The 18,046-nt window shown below is 64.0% G+C and carries 18 protein-coding genes; 6 read left to right on the top strand and 12 right to left on the bottom strand.

Translation table 11 applies throughout. From position 1 onward, the window contains the following. Window positions 1-16 precede the first annotated feature (16 nt). Window positions 17-706, top strand: a complete 690-nt coding sequence (locus tag AC1RMG_RS08925) for a DUF4197 domain-containing protein (protein WP_011059507.1) — start codon at window positions 17-19, stop codon at window positions 704-706. Window positions 707-828: 122 nt separating this feature from the next. Here AC1RMG_RS08925 and AC1RMG_RS08920 read toward each other — a convergent pair whose 3' ends face one another. Both AC1RMG_RS08920 and AC1RMG_RS08915 read right to left on the bottom strand, forming a co-directional pair. Then, complete coding sequence (locus AC1RMG_RS08920; RefSeq protein ID WP_493168975.1) at window positions 829-3,885, bottom strand: efflux RND transporter permease subunit; 3,057 nt, start codon at window positions 3,883-3,885, stop codon at window positions 829-831. A gap of 6 nt (window positions 3,886-3,891) precedes the next feature. Then, window positions 3,892-4,980 carry an efflux RND transporter periplasmic adaptor subunit gene (locus AC1RMG_RS08915; protein WP_011059505.1) on the bottom strand — a complete coding sequence of 363 codons (1,089 nt, stop codon included), beginning with the start codon at window positions 4,978-4,980 and terminating at the stop codon, window positions 3,892-3,894. A 94-nt stretch (window positions 4,981-5,074) separates the two neighbouring features. Between AC1RMG_RS08915 and AC1RMG_RS08910 the strand changes: the two genes are divergently transcribed. Continuing rightward, a complete protein-coding gene (locus AC1RMG_RS08910; protein WP_011059504.1) occupies window positions 5,075-5,710 on the top strand; it encodes a TetR/AcrR family transcriptional regulator in 636 nt (211 codons plus the stop codon). A 100-nt stretch (window positions 5,711-5,810) separates the two neighbouring features. Here AC1RMG_RS08910 and AC1RMG_RS08905 read toward each other — a convergent pair whose 3' ends face one another. After that, window positions 5,811-6,593, bottom strand: a complete 783-nt coding sequence (locus tag AC1RMG_RS08905) for a class I SAM-dependent methyltransferase (protein ID WP_011059503.1) — start codon at window positions 6,591-6,593, stop codon at window positions 5,811-5,813. Window positions 6,594-6,687: 94 nt separating this feature from the next. Here AC1RMG_RS08905 and AC1RMG_RS08900 point away from each other — a divergent pair, with 94 nt between their 5' ends. Continuing rightward, window positions 6,688-7,305: a hypothetical protein gene (locus AC1RMG_RS08900; RefSeq protein ID WP_015634318.1), complete on the top strand. Its 618-nt coding sequence runs from the start codon at window positions 6,688-6,690 to the stop codon at window positions 7,303-7,305. An 8-nt stretch (window positions 7,306-7,313) separates the two neighbouring features. On the opposite strand, the gene AC1RMG_RS08895 is transcribed toward AC1RMG_RS08900, so the two are convergent. The 7 genes from AC1RMG_RS08895 to ppc all read right to left on the bottom strand — a co-directional run bounded on the left by AC1RMG_RS08895 (window position 7,314) and on the right by ppc (window position 14,568). Further along, window positions 7,314-8,012: an extensin-like domain-containing protein gene (locus AC1RMG_RS08895; RefSeq protein ID WP_210693584.1), complete on the bottom strand. Its 699-nt coding sequence runs from the start codon at window positions 8,010-8,012 to the stop codon at window positions 7,314-7,316. Window positions 8,013-8,025: 13 nt separating this feature from the next. After that, window positions 8,026-8,856 carry an isocitrate lyase/PEP mutase family protein gene (locus AC1RMG_RS08890; RefSeq protein ID WP_065364557.1) on the bottom strand — a complete coding sequence of 277 codons (831 nt, stop codon included), beginning with the start codon at window positions 8,854-8,856 and terminating at the stop codon, window positions 8,026-8,028. 33 nt (window positions 8,857-8,889) lie between these two features. Continuing rightward, entirely contained in the window at window positions 8,890-9,750 is an 861-nt protein-coding gene (locus AC1RMG_RS08885; RefSeq protein WP_026020060.1) for a DUF72 domain-containing protein, read from the bottom strand. Continuing rightward, window positions 9,747-10,049 carry a hypothetical protein gene (locus tag AC1RMG_RS08880; RefSeq protein ID WP_015634315.1) on the bottom strand — a complete coding sequence of 101 codons (303 nt, stop codon included), beginning with the start codon at window positions 10,047-10,049 and terminating at the stop codon, window positions 9,747-9,749. The genes AC1RMG_RS08885 and AC1RMG_RS08880 overlap by 4 nt, the downstream gene beginning before the upstream one ends. Before the next feature lie 186 nt (window positions 10,050-10,235). Next, the gene (gene tsaB, locus AC1RMG_RS08875; RefSeq protein WP_152685980.1) at window positions 10,236-10,910 is read right to left on the bottom strand and encodes a tRNA (adenosine(37)-N6)-threonylcarbamoyltransferase complex dimerization subunit type 1 TsaB; all 675 of its coding nucleotides are present in this window, start codon (window positions 10,908-10,910) and stop codon (window positions 10,236-10,238) included. A 90-nt stretch (window positions 10,911-11,000) separates the two neighbouring features. After that, window positions 11,001-11,648 carry an adenylate kinase gene (gene adk / locus AC1RMG_RS08870; protein WP_015634313.1) on the bottom strand — a complete coding sequence of 216 codons (648 nt, stop codon included), beginning with the start codon at window positions 11,646-11,648 and terminating at the stop codon, window positions 11,001-11,003. A gap of 289 nt (window positions 11,649-11,937) precedes the next feature. After that, window positions 11,938-14,568 (bottom strand): phosphoenolpyruvate carboxylase, encoded by a 2,631-nt coding sequence (gene ppc / locus AC1RMG_RS08865; protein WP_011059495.1) that lies wholly within the window; start codon window positions 14,566-14,568, stop codon window positions 11,938-11,940. Window positions 14,569-14,772: 204 nt separating this feature from the next. On the opposite strand from ppc, the gene AC1RMG_RS08860 reads away from it, so the two are divergent. The 3 genes from AC1RMG_RS08860 (at window position 14,773) to lptF (ending at window position 16,661) form a co-directional block, all read left to right on the top strand. Beyond that, window positions 14,773-15,117 carry a hypothetical protein gene (locus AC1RMG_RS08860; protein ID WP_015634311.1) on the top strand — a complete coding sequence of 115 codons (345 nt, stop codon included), beginning with the start codon at window positions 14,773-14,775 and terminating at the stop codon, window positions 15,115-15,117. 288 nt (window positions 15,118-15,405) lie between these two features. Continuing rightward, window positions 15,406-15,819 carry a DUF4398 domain-containing protein gene (locus AC1RMG_RS08855; protein WP_011059493.1) on the top strand — a complete coding sequence of 138 codons (414 nt, stop codon included), beginning with the start codon at window positions 15,406-15,408 and terminating at the stop codon, window positions 15,817-15,819. Window positions 15,820-15,872: 53 nt separating this feature from the next. After that, complete coding sequence (gene lptF / locus AC1RMG_RS08850) at window positions 15,873-16,661, top strand: lipotoxin F family OmpA-related lipoprotein LptF (RefSeq protein WP_011059492.1); 789 nt, start codon at window positions 15,873-15,875, stop codon at window positions 16,659-16,661. Between the two features lie 112 nt (window positions 16,662-16,773). On the opposite strand, the gene AC1RMG_RS08845 is transcribed toward lptF, so the two are convergent. Next, entirely contained in the window at window positions 16,774-17,100 is a 327-nt protein-coding gene (locus AC1RMG_RS08845; RefSeq protein WP_011059491.1) for a PA3694 family proteiin, read from the bottom strand. Then, window positions 17,097-18,023: an alpha/beta hydrolase gene (locus AC1RMG_RS08840; protein WP_125062624.1), complete on the bottom strand. Its 927-nt coding sequence runs from the start codon at window positions 18,021-18,023 to the stop codon at window positions 17,097-17,099. The genes AC1RMG_RS08845 and AC1RMG_RS08840 overlap by 4 nt, the downstream gene beginning before the upstream one ends. Between the last annotated feature and the right edge of the window lie 23 nt (window positions 18,024-18,046).

Genomic DNA, 18,046 nt, shown 5'->3' with positions numbered 1-18,046 from the left:
GCACAAGGAAGCCGCCATGCTCCGTACTTCGCTTCGTTTCACCAGCCTGTGCGCTGGCCTATTGATCTCCGCCAGCGCCCTGGCCCTGTCCCTGAGCGACCTGTCCCAGGGTGACGCCAGCGGTGGCCTGAAAGATGCCCTGACCCAGGGTGCGCAGATCGCCGTCAAACAGCTGGGCACCCCAGGTGGTTTCAGCAACAACCCCGAGGTGCGCATCGAGCTGCCCGGCAACCTGGGCAAAGTCGCGAAAAAAATGAAACAGTTCGGCATGGGCGACCAGGTCGATCAGCTTGAAACCAGCATGAACAAGGCTGCCGAGGCCGCTGTGCCGCAAGCCCAGGCCCTGTTGGTGGATGCCGTGAAGAAGATGACCGTGGCTGACGCCAAGGGCATTCTTGCCGGCGGCAAGGACTCCGCCACCCAATACCTGGACAAGAGCAGCCGCGAGCAGATCCGCGCCAAGTTCCTGCCGATCGTCAAGCAGGCCACTGACCAGGTCGGCCTGGCCAAGCAGTACAACTCCTTCGCCGGCCAGGCTGCGACGCTCGGCGTGCTGGATGCCAAGAGCGCCAACATCGAGAGTTACGTGACCGAACAAGCCCTCAATGGCCTGTTCGAAATGATCGGCAAGCAGGAAGAAACCATTCGCCAGAACCCGGCGGCAGCCGCCACCAGCCTGGCCAAGAAAGTCTTCGGCACCCTGTAAGCCTCCCCGCTACCTGTAGGAGCCAGCTTGCTGGCGAAGACGTCGCCAGGACAAGCGCCTGCCCCAAGGGCCTCTTCGCCGGCAAGCCGGCTCCTACAGGATGTATTCCCGCATACCGGTTCCTAGGTTTTCTTGACCCTGAACCAGGCCGCATACAGCGCCGGCAGGAACAACAGGGTCAGCGCCGTCGCCACGATCAGCCCACCCATGATGGCCACTGCCATCGGCCCGAAGAACACACTGCGCGACAGCGGGATCATCGCCAGCACCGCCGCCAGGGCGGTCAGCACGATGGGCCGGAAACGCCGCACCGTGGCTTCGATGATCGCATCCCAGGGCTTGTGCCCCGCCTTGATGTCCTGCTCGATCTGGTCCACCAGGATCACCGAGTTGCGCATGATCATCCCCGACAGGGCAATGGTCCCGAGCATGGCCACGAAGCCGAAGGGCTGGCGGAACACCAGCAGGAACAAGGTGACCCCGATCAATCCCAGGGGCGCCGTGAGGAACACCATGGCCGTGCGCGAGAAACTGCGCAGCTGGATCATCAGCAAGGTCAGCACCACCACGATGAACAGCGGCACGCCGGCCTTCACCGAGTTCTGGCCCCGGGTCGAGTCCTCGACCGTGCCACCCACTTCCAGCAGGTAACCATCGGGCAGCTCCGCGCGAACCGGCTCCAGGGTCGGCAGGATCTGCTGCACCAGGGTCGCCGGCTGCTCCTTGCCGTAGATGTCGGCGCGCACGGTGACGTTGGGCAGGCGGTTGCGGTGCCAGATCACCCCTTCTTCGAAGCCGTACTCCAGGGTTGCCACCTGGGACAGGGACACGCTCTGGCCATTCTCGGTAGGCACCGCCAGGCTCGGCAGCAACGACAGCTCGGTGCGTTCCTCGCGGGTGCCCCGCAGCAGGATCTCGATCAGCTCGTTGTCTTCCCGGTACTGGCTGACGGTGGAACCGATCAGCGAACTCTGGAGGAATTTCGACAGGTTGGCGGTGCTCACTCCCAAGGCCCGGGCCCGGTCCTGGTCGATGTTCAGGTAGACCACCTTGCTGGGCTCTTCCCAATCCAGGTGCACGTTGACCACATGGGGGTTCTCTCGCACCTTGGCCGCTACCTTGCGCGCCAGGGCGCGGACTTCCTCGATGTGCTCGCCGGTGACCCGGAACTGCACCGGGTAGCCCACGGGCGGCCCGTTCTCCAGGCGCGTGACCCGCGAGCGCAGCGCCGGGAACTGCTCGTTGAGGGTTTCGATCAACCAGCCGCGCAGCTCTTCACGCTCCTCGATGCTCTTGGCCAGCACCACGAACTGGGCAAAGCTGGTGGCCGGCAGTTGCTGGTCCAGCGGCAGGTAGAACCGCGGCGAACCGGTGCCCACGTAGGCCACGTAGTTGTCGATGCCCGCATGCTCCTTGAGCAGGGCTTCCAGACGCTTGACCTCATCGGCGGTGTTGCTCAGGGACGCGCCTTCCGCCAGCTTCAGGTCGACCATCAGTTCCAGGCGACCCGAGGCCGGGAAGAACTGCTGGGGAACGAAACGGAACAGCATCACCGAGCCTACGAACAGCAGGATGGTCAGGACGATCACCGTCTTGCGCCGCTCCACGCACCAGCCCACTACCCGCCGGACCCGCTGGTAGAAGGGTGTACCGTGGGGATTGGATTCGGCGCCGTGCTTGGCGGCGTGGATCTTCGCCAGGTCCGGCAGCAGTTTTTCCCCCAGGTACGGCACGAACACCACGGCTGCAATCCACGAGGCCACCAGGGCAATGGTCACCACCTGGAAGATCGAACGGGTGTATTCGCCCGTGCCGGACTGGGCCGTGGCGATCGGCAGGAAGCCCGCCGCAGTGATCAGGGTGCCGGTGAGCATGGGGAAGGCGGTACTGGTCCAGGCGAAGCTGGCGGCCTTGATCCGGTCGAAGCCCTGCTCCATCTTGATCGCCATCATCTCTACCGCAATGATCGCGTCGTCCACCAGCAAGCCCAGGGCCAGCACCAGCGCCCCCAGGGAAATCTTGTGCAGGCCGATCCCCAGGTAGTACATGGTGGCGAAGGTCATCGCCAGCACCAGGGGAATCGCCAGGGCCACCACCATCCCGGTCCGCACTCCCAGGGAGAAGAAACTCACCAGCAGCACGATGACCAGGGCCTCGGCCAGCACCCGGACGAACTCGCCCACCCCAGTCTTCACCGCCGCCGGCTGGTCGGACACCTTGCGCAGTTCCATCCCCGCCGGCAGGCTTTTCTGCAGGCGCGAGAACTCGCCTTCCAGGGCCTTGCCCAGCACCAGGATGTCACCCCCCTCCTTCATCGCCACAGCCAGGCCGATGGCGTCTTCACCCATGAAGCGCATGCGCGGCGCGGGCGGATCGTTGAAACCACGACGCACGTCCGCCACATCACCGATGCGGAAGGTACGACCGGCGACGCGGATCGGGAAATTGCGGATCTGCTCCACGGTCTGGAAATTGCCCGACACCCGCAGTTGCACCCGCTCGCTCGGGGTCTCGAAGAACCCGGCGGTGGACACTGCGTTCTGTTCTTCCAGGGCCTGTTGCACCGCCGCTAGAGGCAGGCCCAGGGTCGCCAGCTTGACGTTGGACAGCTCGATCCAGATTTTCTCGTCCTGCAGGCCCAGCAGGTCGACCTTGCCCACGTCCTTGACCCGTTGCAGCTGGATCTGGATGCGGTCGGCGTAGTCCTTGAGTACCGCGTAGTCGAAGCCCTGCCCGGTCAACGCATAGATATTGCCGAAGGTGGTGCCGAACTCATCGTTGAAGAACGGCCCCTGGATACCGGGCGGCAGGGTCTGCCGAATATCGCTGATCTTCTTGCGTACCTGGTACCACAGCTCGGGAACCTCGTTGGAGTGCATCGAGTCCCGGGCGATGAAGGTCACCTGGGACTCCCCCGGCCGCGAGAAGGACACGATGCGGTCGTACTCGCCAGTCTCCATCAGCTTCTTTTCAATGCGCTCGGTGACCTGGCGCGAGACTTCCTGGGCCGTGGCCCCGGGCCAGTTGGTGCGGATCACCATGGCCTTGAAGGTGAAAGGCGGATCCTCGCTCTGCCCCAGCTTGGTGTAGGACAGCGCACCGACAATGGCCAGCAGCAGCATCAGGAACAGAACGATCTGGCGATTGCGCAACGCCCAGGCGGAAAGGTTGAAACCCATCGGGGATTACTCCTTGGCCGCCAGATTGACCACGCGGTTGGAGCGATCCACCGGGCGCACCTGCAAGCCCTCATGGAGCACATGCACCCCCGCGGCCACCACCCAATCGCTGGCGCTCAGCCCTTCCAGCACCGGCACGCTCTTCTCGCCGAAGGCGCCGACCCGCACCGGGGTCTTGTGCAGAGTATTGTTGGCATCCACCCGCCAGACATAAGTCGCCCCGCCTTCCGCGGACAACGCCGACAGCGGCACCGACAGCGGCACCGCATCGCCGCTCTGGATGAACACCCGGGCACTCTGGCCCAGCTCGGCGGGAACCTTGCCGGCAGTGAAGGCAATACGCGCGGCGAAGGTCCGGGACTTGGGATCGGCAGCAGGCGACAGCTCGCGGATGCGCCCGTCGAAACGCTGGCCCGGCTGGGTCCAGAGCTCCACCGATACCGGTTGGCCGACCTTGAAGCGGCCGTAGTTCTGCTCGGGGAAGCTGATCAGCACCTCACGCTCGCCATCGGTGGCCAGGGTGAAGACCGTCTGCCCGGCCGCCACCACCTGCCCCACTTCCACCGCACGCTTGGCCACCACGCCGTCCTGCGGCGCGCGCAGCACCGCGTAGCCGGCCTGGTTGTTGGCCACATCGAACTCGGCCTTGATCTGCTTCAGGCGCGCTTCGCCGGAACGGTAGAGGTTCTCGGCGTTGTCGTATTGGGAATGGCTGACCATCTGCCGCTCCAGCAGGGTCTTGTAGCGATCACGCTCGGCGCGGACCAGGTTGAGGTTGGCGCTGGCTGCAGTGACCTGGGCCCGGGTGGCTTCAAGTTGCAGGCGCACGTCCTGCGGGTCGAGCTCCGCCAGGGGCTGGTTGGCCTTGACCCGCTCGCCCTCCTCCACCAGCCGTCGGCTGACCTTGCCGCCGATACGGAATGCCAGGTCCGGCTCATAGCGGGCGCGCACCTCGCCCGGGTAGCTGTCCGAAGCTCTTGCCGAGGGCTCTGGCTGGACCACCATGGCCGGCCGAATGCCAATTTGAACGGGCTCTTCGTGCCCACAAGCAGACAGAAAAAAAGCCAGGCTGACTGGCAAGGCATAGCGGAACATGGCGGCGACCTTTCGCTAATGGTGCTTGGAATATTTATACTGGCCGGTATGTTATTAATAGCAAACTCACCAGTCCAGTATTAACAGCGAAAAAATGTCCGACAATATTTCCGCAAACGTTGGGCCAGGCAGGCCCAAGGATCTGGCCAAGCGCCAGGCCATTCTCGAAGCAGCCAAAGTCCTGTTCTTGAGCAATGGCTACGCCAGTACCAGCATGGATGCGGTCGCCGCTGAGGCCGGGGTTTCAAAGCTCACGGTCTACAGCCATTTCAATGACAAGGAGACCTTGTTCACCGCCGCTGTGGTGGCCAAGTGCGAAGAACAGCTGCCCACGCTGATCTACGAACTGACCCCCGAAACGCCGGTGGAGAATGTCCTGCTGAACATCGCCCGGGGCTTTCACCATCTGATCAACAGCGACGAGTCGGTGAACCTGCACCGCCTGATCATGACGCTGGGCAGCCAGGACCCCAAGCTCTCGCAGATCTTCATCGAGGCCGGTCCCGAACGGGTGCTGCAGGGCATGGAGCGGCTGCTGGCGAAGATCAATCAACTGGGCACCCTGCGCATCGACAAGCCGCGCAACGCCGCCGAGCACTTTTTCTGCATGCTCAAGGGCGGGGCGAATTTCCGCCTGCTCTACGGCTGCGGCGAACCCTTGAGGGGCGCCGCCGCAGAGGAGCATGTGCAGGAAGTGGTGGCGCTGTTCATCCGCGCCTACCGGCCGTAGAAACCGGCAGGCGCAAGCGCTGGCTGATGTAGGAGCGGGCTTGCCAGCGAAGCGGGCTGAAGAGACCGCCTTCGCCGGCAAGCTGGCTGCTACAGGGGGCTCAGGCCTTGAGGGCCTTCTTCGGGTAGATGTCGTAGCGGCTGGATTTGCCCTCCAGTCCATGGCTGGGCTTGGGCCCTTCGATGCACGGCGCCTTGCGCGGACGCTTGACCACCACCCGGTGGCTGGCCAGGGCCAGGGCCGCGGCGAGCAGGGCCGGGGCGTCGTTGTCATCGCCCACCAGTGGCCGGAACAAGCGCATTTCCTTCTTCACCAGGGCACTTTTCTCCCGATGGGGAAACATCGGGTCGAGGTAGATCACCTGGGGCGGTTCACCCTGCCAGTTGCGCATCAGCTCGATGGAATTGCCCTTGAGCAGGTGCATGCGGGCCACGATAGGCCCTACCTCGGCGTCCTGCGCAGCGCGGGCCAGGCCGTCTTCCAATAGCGCACCAATCAATGGCTGGCGCTCGATCAGGCTCATCTCGCAACCCAGGGTCGCCAGCACGAAGCCATCCTTGCCCAGACCGGCCGTGGCATCCAGCACCCGTGGTCGCACGCCCTGGGCCACGCCCACCGCCTTGGCGATCATCTGCCCGCTGCCGCCGCCGTACAGCCGCCGATGGGCTGCACCACCCTCGACGAAATCCACCCGTACCGGCCCGGGCGCGTCCGGCCCCAATTGCTGCAACTGCAGGCCCTGCTCCCCCACTTGCAAGGCGAACTCGGCCTCATCGACCTGCAGCGCCAGCCCCAGGCGCTCGGCCCATTGCTCGGCCGCTGGGGCGAATCCGGCGCCCAGGGCCTCGACTTTGATGCGGCAGGCTGCGGGTTGCTCATTCATCTGAAAACACACTCAAAAAATTAATGATCGGCAAAAACTGCCGATAACAGGACTATCGGCCATTTTGCCAGAGCTCAAGCGTCGACCGAGAGCAATGTCAGACATTCAACGCACATCGATAGGTTATATCTCGCCCCACGGCGACTATGGCCTGCGCAACTCCCAGGCACTGAGCGGCGTCAGCCATCTGTGGCAGGACTTCTTTGCCCAGGCCCTGGCCGAGCAACGGGGTGAAGGTGCGAGCGTTGAATCGGTACCGGCGGTGGCCATCGATGGCCCGGTTGAACCGGCTGGCGGCAGCGATGTGCTGGCGCAGATCGTCAATCAGCGTCATTGCGACGTGCAAGACACCGAGGTCCGCCCGCCGGAGCCGCTGTTCCTGCCTATCGCCGAGTTTGAAATGGACCTGCTGGATAAACCCGCCCCGCCCTTCCCGCCAGAAGAGATCGTGGCCCAGCAGCGCCAGCAGGATTTCGAAAGTGGCTGGGTACGCCCGATCGTGCTCAACGCCGGCCAGCCGATTCCTGCTCCAGGCCCTGCGCCGGAGCCCCGCCCACTGCACCTGCCGATCGCCGAATTCGAACTGGACCTGCTGGACAAACCCGCGGAGCCGTTCCCGCCTCAGGAACTCATCGAGCAACAGCGGGCGATGGACTTCGATATCGGCTGGGCCCGCCCATTGATCCTGCAGAACCTGCGCATCGCCGCCTGAGCCCAGCCTCAGCGACACACCCACCAAGGCCCTACATCCAGATGAAAGTGGTTGCGATGGGCATTGTTGTAGTCCGGCCCCAGCACCACGTTGAACGCGTCACAGGCGCCATCCCGGGCCAGGCGCAGAAACCGGCCTTCATTGCTGTCCTTGGGCCAATCCCGGAGCACGCTGATGCTGCGCCCATCCCCCAGGCGAAAGCCGGCGATGTCCAGGGCATTGGCACTGGCATGCTGGCTGCGGGCACCGCTCTCGCGGCTGTACATGTTGCGACAGGCGAAACTGCCCAGGTGATCGACTCGCGCCACCCGCTGGCCGTACACCGCCTGCGCGGCCGACTGCAGCCCGTGGCGCTCATACAGGGCAAAGGCCACCGCCAGCGGGCAACTGGCGAGAAAGCTGCTGCTCAGGGCCACGTCGCCACCCTGTACACGCAGGGTATTGCTCAATGGGCAAGCGACGTCCGTGCGGCTGTCGGGCTGGCGGCTGGTACGCAAACCCGAGCCCGCCAGCACCTGGTCGCACAGTTGCGGGTCATTCCGCAGCCGCGCCAGCTTGAAACGGGTCAACAGGTTGGGCTTGGCCCGCACGTCCAGCGGCGCCCAGGGATTCCAACTGTCCGCGACGGGCAACCAGCCCAGGCGGACACCGATCAACAACAGGGCGCCCAGCAACAACAAGGCGCCCAGGACTTTCACTACCCGCACAGACACTCCCGTTTCACGGCTGCTTGAACATTTGATTGATCTGCCCGAACGGCATCGCCCGGTCGGCAAAATCGAAACGCCCGTGGCTATGGATATCTTGCGCAGCCCGGTAGAAGGCTCCGTAAGCGGCCCGCGCCAGGGCCGAACCGACACTGATGCGCTTGACGCCCAGCTCCGACAGTTGCGCCACGCTGAGGTTGAGGCCTCCCGACATCAGCACGTTCACCGGCTTGGGCGCCACCGCCCGCACCACCTGCTGGATATCCTCGGCACTGCCCAGGGCCGGGGCATAGAGCACATCGGCACCGGCCTCGGCAAAGGCCTGCAAGCGGCGAATGGTGTCTGCCAGATCATCACGCCCGTGCAGCAGGTTTTCCGCCCGGGCGGTCAGGGTAAAGGGAAAGGGCAGACTGCGAACGGCCGCCACGCAGGCCTCGATGCGTTCCACCGCCAGCTGGAAATCGTAGATCGGCTGCTCGGCATGGCCCGTGGCGTCCTCGATCGAAGCACCGACCACACCGCTGGCCGCCGCAAGAAGCAGCGCCTGGGCACAGCCTTCGGGGCTGTCGGAAAACCCGTTTTCCAGGTCCGCCGCCACCGGCAGGCTGCTGGCGCCGACGATGCTGCGCACGTTGTCCAGCGTGTCCTCCAGGCTGAGTGCACCTTCGGCATCCGGGCGCCCCAGGGAAAAGGCATAGCCGGCGCTGGTGGTGGCCAGGGCCTCGAAGCCGAGGCTGGCGAGCATCTTCGCCGAACCGGCATCCCAGGGGTTGGGAATGACGAAGGCTCCGGCACGTTCATGCAGGGCCCTGAAGGCAGTGGCTCGAAGGGTTTGCGCGTCCATTGGCTCGCTCCTGAAGAAGGCCGTGAAGGCGCTTCAGAGCAAGCCGAGTTGCTCCGCAGCGGGCTCTCTGTATAACTCAGGCAATGCGGGCAAGCCAGGCAAACGTTGCATCAGCCGGGCGTGAAAACGCCGCGCCAGTTCGGCCGCCAGACGGTTGTCCGAAGTGTGCAGGAACACGTAGGGCGTACGCCCCTCTTCGATCCAGCCGGCGACCTTGTCGATCCAGGGCTCAAGGAAAGGATCGTTGGCCTCAAGCTCCGGATGACCGATGAAGCGCACCTGGGGAAACTGGGTGAAGGCTGCGGGGCGCGGTGGCACCTTGGGCTTTTTCGACTGCGCATGCAGCACCGCAGGAGCGGTCGACGTGCAACTGAACAGGGCCCGCGGGTCGAGGCAGATGCGTTCCACGCCACGCTCGCGCAGCAGCCGGTTGAGCATGCGCTCGGCATCGCCCTTGGTGAAGAACTCCGGATGTCGCACTTCCACCGCCAGCGGCCGCTCCAGGCCATCGATGAACCCGGCCAGTTCCGCCAGACGCTGGGGCGCAAAGCTGGCCGGCAACTGCAGCCACAGCGGCGACACCCGCTCACCCAGGGGGCTGAGCAGCTGGATAAAGGACTCAGCGGCGCTCAACTGCTCGCGCAGGTCGCCGCCGTGACTGATGTCACCGGGGAACTTGGCGGTAAAGCGAAAGTGCTCGGGCATGATCTCGGCCCAGCGCTGCACGGTTCCGGGCGCCGGCCGTGCATAGAAGGTGGTATTGCCTTCGACGGCGTTGAAGACCTGGCAATACAGGCCGAGGAAATCATTGGGCCGGGCGTCTTCCGGGTACAGGTACTCACGCCAGGCGTTTTCGCTCCAGGAAGGACAACCGAGGAAATAAGGCAGCATCAGATATGCAGGTCGAGACCCACCACTTCCATATCCCAATCGACAAAGCCGGCGGTGGTCAGGTAGCTGGCCAGGGCGTTGGCCACGCTCTTTTTCATCGCCCGCTGGAAGATCATGTCCTGGGGGCGGGCGGGAAGATTGCCGGTACGTGGGGAAGAAGCCTGGGAACGGCTCTGGGCCGAAGGCTCGGGCTGCACTTCAATCGCGTCGGCATCGTCCAGGGACTCGTCTACCAGCGCACGGCCTTTGCGAGGCTTGCGCTTGATGGGGTAGGACTGAGAGGAGATGCCGTCTATACGCATACAGAAAAGCCCGGGGTCGATGATGGCAATTTAGCGGCACCGCTTCGACTTAGCAAATGCCCAAGTGATAACTAGAACACAGAAAAGCCAAAAGGTTTAAAACCGGGCAGGTTCAGGCTGAAAAAACGGACGATTGGCGGGCGTATGCAGGAGTTATCCGCATAACCGCGCACATTTGTTCTGGGTTCAACGGGCCTTGGGAGTAGCGACCTTGTCCCGCAGATAGACAGGTTGGGCCTGGTCGGCAACGATCGCCTCGCCGCGCTCCCAGGCAAATTGCGCCAGGGTCAGCAGGTCGACCGCATGCGGCAGCATGCCGGCGTCCTGGCCGCTGAGTTCGACGGCAATGCGCTCGCCATACCCCCAACCGGTGCCCGCACCGAACCAGTCGCCGCTGGAGCCTGCGGGCAGGGCCGCGACTTCCGGCGGCAATACCGCTTCCGCGCCCACCAGGCGCATCTCACCGGCAACTTCCTGGTAGCAGCCCCAATAGACTTCATCCATGCGCGCATCGATGGCCGAAGCCACCTGGGTCGCGCCATGCTCGCGCAGAGCCCGCTGGGCCAGCACCGCCAGGTTGGATACCGGCAGCACCGGGCGCTCCAGAGCAAAGGCCAGGCCCTGGACCACGCCGATGGCGATGCGCACCCCGGTGAAGGCCCCCGGGCCACGGCCAAAGGCAATGGCCTCGACCTGTTGCAAGGTCACCCCGGCATTGGCCAGCAGTTCCTGGATCATCGGCAACAGCTTCTGCGCATGCAGGCGCGGGATCACCTCGTAATGGCTCGTGACCTTGCCGTCATGCAGCAAAGCAACGGAGCAAGCTTCAGTCGCGGTGTCCAGGGCCAGCAAGGTGCTCATTCGGGGTTCCATAGGCATTGAAAAAAGTGACGCATTATAAACAGCAACGGCCCGCAAGCGGGCCGTTCAACGATCAAACGCTCAGGCAACTCAGCTCAGGGCTTCGAGTACCTTGCCGGTGATCACTTCCACCGAACCGACGCCAGGGATATGGCTGTACTTAGGCTTGCCCTGGGTGGCAGCCAGTTGCTGGTAGAACTCCACCAGCGGCTTGGTCTGCGAGTGGTAGACCGACAGGCGATGACGCACGGTTTCCTCGGTGTCGTCCTTGCGCTGCACCAGGTCTTCACCGGTGATGTCATCCTTGCCGGCGATCTTCGGCGGGTTGTAGACGGTGTGGTAGACCCGGCCCGAAGCTTCGTGCACACGGCGACCGGCGATGCGCTGGACGATCTCTTCGTCGTCGACGGCGATTTCCACCACGTTGTCCAGCTCGACACCGGCCTTCACCAGCGCTTCGGCCTGGGGAATGGTGCGCGGGAAGCCGTCGAACAGGAAGCCATTGGCGCAGTCGGCCTGGCTGATGCGTTCCTTGACCAGGTTGATGATCAGGTCATCGGACACCAGGCCACCGCTGTCCATCACGCTCTTGGCCTTCAGGCCCAGCTCGGTGCCGGCCTTGACCGCAGCACGCAGCATGTCACCGGTGGAGATCTGTGGAATACCGAACTTTTCGGTGATGAACTTTGCCTGAGTACCTTTACCGGCCCCGGGAGCTCCCAGCAGAATTACGCGCATCGATGTGCTCCTCAATTTTTTATTTAGAAACGCTCGGATTCGCCTCGTGGGGCCAATCTCAAAAATGGGGGTGTGGCCGCCCAAACGGCCAAAGGCTGATCAAGATACACAGCCGACACAGCGCACACAAGCAGTCGAAAGTCGGAGGAACCCGGCCCTTTTGTGCCCCATTGGCCGGGTAGAACAAGTCGCAACCCGACAACAAAGTGTCGCCAGATGAACCAGAACGACACCTCGCAATTGCCTTGATCGGGGCTGCCGCGCAGCTGGCCGGCAGCCCTCTCGCACCTCAGCCGGTATTGCGCAAGCCAGCGGCGATACCGGCCACGGAGACCAGCAACGCCTGTTCCACGGGGCTTCCTTGCGGCGCCTGCTGCTTGCGCGAGCGCGCCAGCAGCTCGGCCTGCAACAGATGCAGCGGGTCGAGGTAGGTGTTGCGCAGGCGGATGAACTCCAGGGTATCGGGGCTGTGCGCCAGCAGTTGCGACTGCCCGGTCAGGCCCAGGACCACCGCGCAAGCCTGCGACAATAGGTCGCGTAAATGCTCGCCCAACGGCAACAGTTCGGCCTCCACCAGGCGCTCGTCATAGGAGCGGGCGATATCCGCGTCGGCCTTGGCCAGCACCATCTCCAGCATGTCGATGCGGGTGCGGAAAAACGGCCATTGCTCACGCATCTGCCCCAGCAGGTCACCCTCGCCACGGGCCAGGGCCTTGCTCAAGGCCGCTTCCCAGCCGAGCCAGGCGGGCAACATCAGGCGGGTCTGGGTCCAGCCGAAGATCCAGGGGATCGCCCGCAGGCTCTCGATGCCCCCGGCACGGCGCTTGGCCGGGCGGCTGCCCAGCGGCAGGCGGCCCAGCTCCTGCTCCGGAGTGGACTGGCGGAAGTACTCGACGAACTGCGGATTGTCCCGCACCACCTCGCGGTAGGCCCGGACGCCATCGCTGGCCAGCTCGTCCATCAGGTGACGCCAGGCCGGCTGCGGTGGCGGCGGCGGCAACAGGGTCGCCTCCAGTACCGCGGCCAGATAGAGATTGAGGTTCTGCTCGGCGATGTCCGGCAGGCCGAATTTGAAGCGGATCATTTCCCCTTGCTCGGTGGTGCGGAAACGCCCCGCCACCGAGCCCGGCGGCTGCGACAGAATGGCCGCGTGGGCCGGGCCGCCGCCACGCCCCACGGTGCCACCGCGGCCGTGGAACAGCAGCAGTTCCACCTGTTGCTCGCGGCAGATGTCCACCAGCCGCTCCTGGGCCCGGTACTGGGCCCAGGCCGCAGCCGTGGTGCCGGCATCCTTGGCCGAGTCGGAGTAGCCGATCATCACTTCCTGCGGCCCTTGCAGGCGCGAACGATAGCCCGGCATGTGCAGCAGTTTTTCCATCACCGGGCCGGCGTTGTCCAGGTCCGCCAGGGTCTCGAACAGAGGCACCACGCGCATCGGTCGCAGCACACCGGATTCCTTGAGCAGCAACTGCACCGCCAGCACATCGGAGGCCGCGCCGGCCATGGAAATCACATAGGAACCCAGGGACGCCGCTGGCGCACCAGCAATTTCGCGGCAGGTGGCGAGCACTTCGGCGGTGTCCGCCGAGGGCTTGAAATAGCCTGGCAACAACGGCCGACGGCTGCTCAGTTCGCGCATCAGGAAGGTGATGCGATCCTCCTCGCTCCAGTCCTCGTAACGCCCCAGGCCCAGGTAATCGGTGATTTCGGTCATGGCCGAGGTATGCCGGCTGGAATCCTGGCGTACATCCAGGCGCACCAGGAACAGACCGAAGGTCACTGCCCGGCGCAGACAGTCGAGCAGCGGCCCGTCGGCAATCACTCCCATGCCGCACTCGTGCAACGACTGGTAGCACAGCTGCAGCGGCTCCAGCAGGTCACGGTTGTTGTGCAACACCTCGGCGCCCGCCGGCACCGCCGCGCTGAGCGCCGCGTGGGCCCAGTTGCGGGTGGCCCGCAGGCGTTCGCGCAATTGCTTGAGCAGCGCCCGATAAGGCTCGGCGCTATCTCCGGCCCTGGCCAGGAGCGCCGGGCTGGCCTGCTGCATGGACAGCTCGGCCGCCAGGTGGTCGATGTCCCGCAGGTACAGGTCGGCGGCCATCCAGCGCGCCAGCAGCAGCACTTCGCGGGTTACCGCAGCGGTGACATTGGGGTTGCCATCACGGTCGCCGCCCATCCACGACGCAAAGCGGATCGGCGCCGACTCCAGCGGCAGGTGCAGCCCGGTGGCCTCGAACAAGGCCTTGTCGGCCTTGCGCAGGTAATTGGGGATCGCCTGCCACAGCGAATGCTCGATCACCGCAAAGCCCCACTTGGCTTCATCCACCGGAGTGGGTCGGGTCCGACGGATTTCCTCGGTGTGCCAGGCCTCGGCGATCAAGCGTTGCAGGCGCTCCTGGATCTGCCCGCGCTCGGCGCTGGTGAGGTCACGGTGGTCCTGGGCCGCCAGTTGCCCGGCAATCGCATCGTATTTCTGGATCAGGGTGCGGCGCGCCACTTCGGTGGGGTGAGCGGTCAGCACCAGCTCGATTTCCAGGCGCCCCAGTTGCCGGGCCAGAGCATCGGCGCTGTGCCCTTCGGCCCGCAGGCGAGCCAGCAGCTCCGGCAGCACCCGAGCCTCGAAGGGTGCCGGCTGCGACTCGTCGCGGCGGTGGATCAACTGATACTGCTCGGCGATGTTCGCCAGGTTGAGGAACTGGTTGAAGGCCCTGGCCACCGGCAGCAGTTCGTCCTCGCTCAACTGGTCGAGGCTGGCGCTCAGCTCGGCCCCCGGCGAGCCCCGGCGATCGGCCTTGGCGCCTTTGCGAATCTGCTCGATCTTGTCGAGGAAAGCCTCCCCGTACTGGTCGCGAATGGTATTGCCCAGCAGTTCCCCCAAGAGGTGAACGTCTTCGCGCAAGCGCGCATCAATATCGGTCATCGAGGTGTTCTCCAGCGGACTCAAGGCGGCACGGAAGGCTCAAGAGTGCCGCCTGCACACCTCGCTTAGCAAGCGTGGGGCAAAGCGCACCAAACCTTCGGCGATGCAGCTAGTCTCAAGCATAGGCCGCACGAGGGCCGCCTACCGGCCCCGGCCGGTCCACTCAACCCAGCCTGCCACGAGCAGGTGTTCATTGAGGTCATCATGAAAATCCGTGAACTTGCGCAACACTGGGAAGAAAACGCCAAGGGTCGCCTGACCCGGACCGGCTACCGGATTCACCTGGATGTGGAAGCCGCCGCACGCCTGGCCGCCCTTTCCGAGATGTACCCCAAACGCCAGACCGAAGAACTGCTCGGCGAACTGATCGGCGCCGCCCTGGAAGAGCTGGAGGCGAGCTTCCCCTACATCCAAGGCCAGCACGTCGTGGCCACCGATGAAGAGGGCGATCCACTGTACGAGGATGTGGGTCCCACCCCTCGTTTCCTGGCATTGTCGCGCCAGCATCTGCACCTGCTGGCGAGCCAGTCCGACAAGCCCAAGCACTGAACTTCCACACTCCCGCGGTCACCTGACAATCATCCTTCCCGGCCCTGCAAAGGGTCGGGGATACCCCTGCGCACGGCAAAAGTTCCCGATCTAGAGCCCTGTCCGATGCGTCAGATTTTTTTCCGGCCAATCGCCATCTTTCTCTGAACTATTCAAAAAAGCCTCGGGTCACACCCATTAGCCATCACTGGAACGGCCGTTTCAAATTTTGCCATCAGCGCTCGTCGTCACTGAAGCGTCACGGCGCCAGAACCAGGATGGATTTTGATGTTTTCCAGGAGTTACCCAATGGAGTTGAAGACCATGAAGATCAGCACTGCCAAATCCTCGTTCACCTCTCTGCGCGGGCTGAAGCTGGCCGCGCTGGCCCTCGGTAGCAGCATGGTTCTGGCCGGTTGTGCCGGGAACCCGCCCACCGAGCAGTACGCGGTCACGCAATCTGCGGTCAATAGCGCAGTGAGCGCAGGCGGTACCGAATTTGCTGCCGTGGAAATGAAGTCGGCGCAGGACAAGCTCAAGCAAGCCGAGATTGCCATGCACGACAAGAAGTACGACGAAGCCCGTCGCCTGGCTGAACAAGCCGAGTGGGACGCCCGCGTAGCAGAGCGCAAGGCCCAGGCCGCCAAGGCCGAGCAGGCGCTCAAAGACTCGCAGAAAGGCGTTCAGGAACTGCGTCAGGAAGGCATGCGTAGCGTGCAATAAGAAGCCGCCGCCGATTCCCACGTACTCGTATTTGATTGAAAGGACGAACCATTATGCGCAAACAATTGATGATCCCAGCCCTGTTGGCCATGAGCGTAGCCCTGGCGGCCTGCTCCACCCCGCCTAACGCCAACCTGGAAAACGCCCGCACCAACTTCTCCGCCCTGCAGGCCAACCCGCAGGCCAGCAAGGTCGCCGCCCTGGAAACCAAGGACGCCGCCGACTGGATGGACAAGGCCGACAAGGCCTACCTGAACAAGGACGACGAGAAGAAGGTCGACCAACTGGCCTACCTGACCAACCAGCGGGTTGAAGTGGCCAAGGAAACCATTGCCCTGCGCACCGCCGAAGCCAAGCTCAAGGACGCCGGCGACCAGCGCGCCCGCGCCATCCTCGATGCCCGCGACGCGCAAATCAAGCAGTTGCAGGACAGCCTCAACGCCAAGCAGACCGACCGCGGCACCCTGGTGACCTTCGGTGACGTGCTGTTCGCCACCAACAAGTCCGACCTGAAATCCAGCGGCCTGGTGAACATCAACAAGCTGGCGCAATTCCTCCAGCAGAACCCCGATCGCAAGGTGATCGTCGAAGGCTACACCGACAGCACCGGCAGCGATTCCTACAACCAGTCGCTGTCCGAGCGCCGTGCCGGCTCGGTGCAGATGGCTCTGATCCGCATGGGTATCGACCCGGCGCGCATCGTCAGCCAGGGTTATGGCAAGGAATATCCGGTGGCCGATAACGGCAGTGTTTCCGGCCGCGCCATGAACCGTCGCGTGGAAGTCACCATCTCCAACGACAACCAGCCGGTAGCACCACGTTCGTCGGTCAGCCGCAACTGATCGGGCACCCTGCCTATATAGGCAGGTAAGACAAAACGCCGCCGACCTCTTCAGGTCGGCGGCGTTTTTTTATGCCGTTATCCATGTAGGAGCCGGCTTGCCGGCGAACAGATCACTGCTCCAGTTGCGGGGTTTCCTGCCCCATGCAGCGCACGGCCTGCTTCTTCTTGTTCACCAGCACCCCGGTCAGGCCTTTCTGCTGGGTGTCGAACAGCACCAGTACACCGTCGATGCACTGGGCCACTTCATCGGCCGGTTGCAGAGAGATCTTGTAGTCCTCGCCGGGCACGGTCTTGAGCATGGTGAAGTCGCTGAGCAGCAATGCATCCTCCGGTTTGGCGAAGTGCAGGTAGCCGTAGTACCACAGGCTGCCCACGGTGACGATGATGCTGCAGATACCGGTGATGATCATGGGAATGGCGTTGCGTTCTTCACTCATTGCGGACTCTCTGGAGGTTCAACTGCTGAATTCGGGGGCGTCGGGTAATTGGGGATCTCCCCCAGGCGGCGCAACCCGTCGAAATGCTGCGGATCATCGAGGTAGCGCAGCATCACGCGGCGCCAGGTCGGATCGGCAAAGGTTTGCACATGGCCGCCGCGGGTCAGCTGCAGGACCCTGGGCGGGGGCGCAGCTTGATACACACGGATGCCATTGGAAAGGGGCACGATGGGATCGTCGATGCTGTGGTAGATCAGTTTCGGTACCCCGGTCAGGCGCGGCATCGAGTGAATCGCGCTGTCGGTGTCCGGCACCAGCCACGACAACGGCACCTGCAACGGCCAGGTCAGCCAGGAAGTGCTCAGGGCATAGCGCCCGACATCGCGATAACTGGCCGGAACCCCATCGAGGACGATGGCCTTGAGCTGGGCCTGACGTTCGGGGTGCTGTACCAGGTAGTGGATGGCCAGGGCGCCGCCCAGGCTTTGCCCCAGCACGATCAATGGCTTGCCCTGCACTTCGGGGGCCTGGTCCAGCCACTTGAACGCGGCATCCAGATCCTGATAGATCGCCGGCAGGCTCGGTGCACCTTCGGACAGGCCATAACCGCGATAGTCCACCAGCAGCACCTGATAGCCCTGCTCCGGCAGCCACCAACTACCCCCCAGGTGCCAGGCCAGATTGCCGCCGTTGCCATGCAGGTGCAGCACCGTGCCCTTGACCGCCACTCCGGGTTTGGCCGGCAGCCACCAGCCGTGCAGCTTGAGGCCATCGGCGGTGGTCAGGGTCACGTCACGGTATTGGAGCCTGGCCCGCTCAGGGGTGAAAGGCAGCCCGGGTTCGGGATAGAACAGCAACGAACTGCAGCCCTGCAGGCCCAGCAGCAGGGCAAATACCGCGCAACACTTCAGCAGCCGGCTCATCCGCAGCCCCCTGGCCTGTACCC

Source organism: Pseudomonas sp. GW822-FHT04H02 (genome assembly GCF_058800645.1).
Note: the sequence above shows the minus strand (reverse complement) of the source record. Positions and strands in the feature narration are given on the sequence as shown.

Coding starts and splice junctions, on each gene's coding strand:
- ppc (WP_011059495.1), bottom strand. CDS start 14,568: ATGACCGATATTGATGCGCGCTTGCGCGAAGACGTTCACCTCTTGGGG.
- AC1RMG_RS08860 (WP_015634311.1), top strand. CDS start 14,773: ATGAAAATCCGTGAACTTGCGCAACACTGGGAAGAAAACGCCAAGGGT.
- adk (WP_015634313.1), bottom strand. CDS start 11,648: ATGCGCGTAATTCTGCTGGGAGCTCCCGGGGCCGGTAAAGGTACTCAG.
- AC1RMG_RS08905 (WP_011059503.1), bottom strand. CDS start 6,593: ATGAATGAGCAACCCGCAGCCTGCCGCATCAAAGTCGAGGCCCTGGGC.
- tsaB (WP_152685980.1), bottom strand. CDS start 10,910: ATGAGCACCTTGCTGGCCCTGGACACCGCGACTGAAGCTTGCTCCGTT.
- AC1RMG_RS08915 (WP_011059505.1), bottom strand. CDS start 4,980: ATGTTCCGCTATGCCTTGCCAGTCAGCCTGGCTTTTTTTCTGTCTGCT.
- AC1RMG_RS08890 (WP_065364557.1), bottom strand. CDS start 8,856: ATGGACGCGCAAACCCTTCGAGCCACTGCCTTCAGGGCCCTGCATGAA.
- AC1RMG_RS08840 (WP_125062624.1), bottom strand. CDS start 18,023: ATGAGCCGGCTGCTGAAGTGTTGCGCGGTATTTGCCCTGCTGCTGGGC.
- AC1RMG_RS08900 (WP_015634318.1), top strand. CDS start 6,688: ATGTCAGACATTCAACGCACATCGATAGGTTATATCTCGCCCCACGGC.
- AC1RMG_RS08845 (WP_011059491.1), bottom strand. CDS start 17,100: ATGAGTGAAGAACGCAACGCCATTCCCATGATCATCACCGGTATCTGC.
- lptF (WP_011059492.1), top strand. CDS start 15,873: ATGCGCAAACAATTGATGATCCCAGCCCTGTTGGCCATGAGCGTAGCC.
- AC1RMG_RS08855 (WP_011059493.1), top strand. CDS start 15,406: ATGGAGTTGAAGACCATGAAGATCAGCACTGCCAAATCCTCGTTCACC.
- AC1RMG_RS08880 (WP_015634315.1), bottom strand. CDS start 10,049: ATGCGTATAGACGGCATCTCCTCTCAGTCCTACCCCATCAAGCGCAAG.
- AC1RMG_RS08920 (WP_493168975.1), bottom strand. CDS start 3,885: ATGGGTTTCAACCTTTCCGCCTGGGCGTTGCGCAATCGCCAGATCGTT.
- AC1RMG_RS08910 (WP_011059504.1), top strand. CDS start 5,075: ATGTCCGACAATATTTCCGCAAACGTTGGGCCAGGCAGGCCCAAGGAT.
- AC1RMG_RS08925 (WP_011059507.1), top strand. CDS start 17: ATGCTCCGTACTTCGCTTCGTTTCACCAGCCTGTGCGCTGGCCTATTG.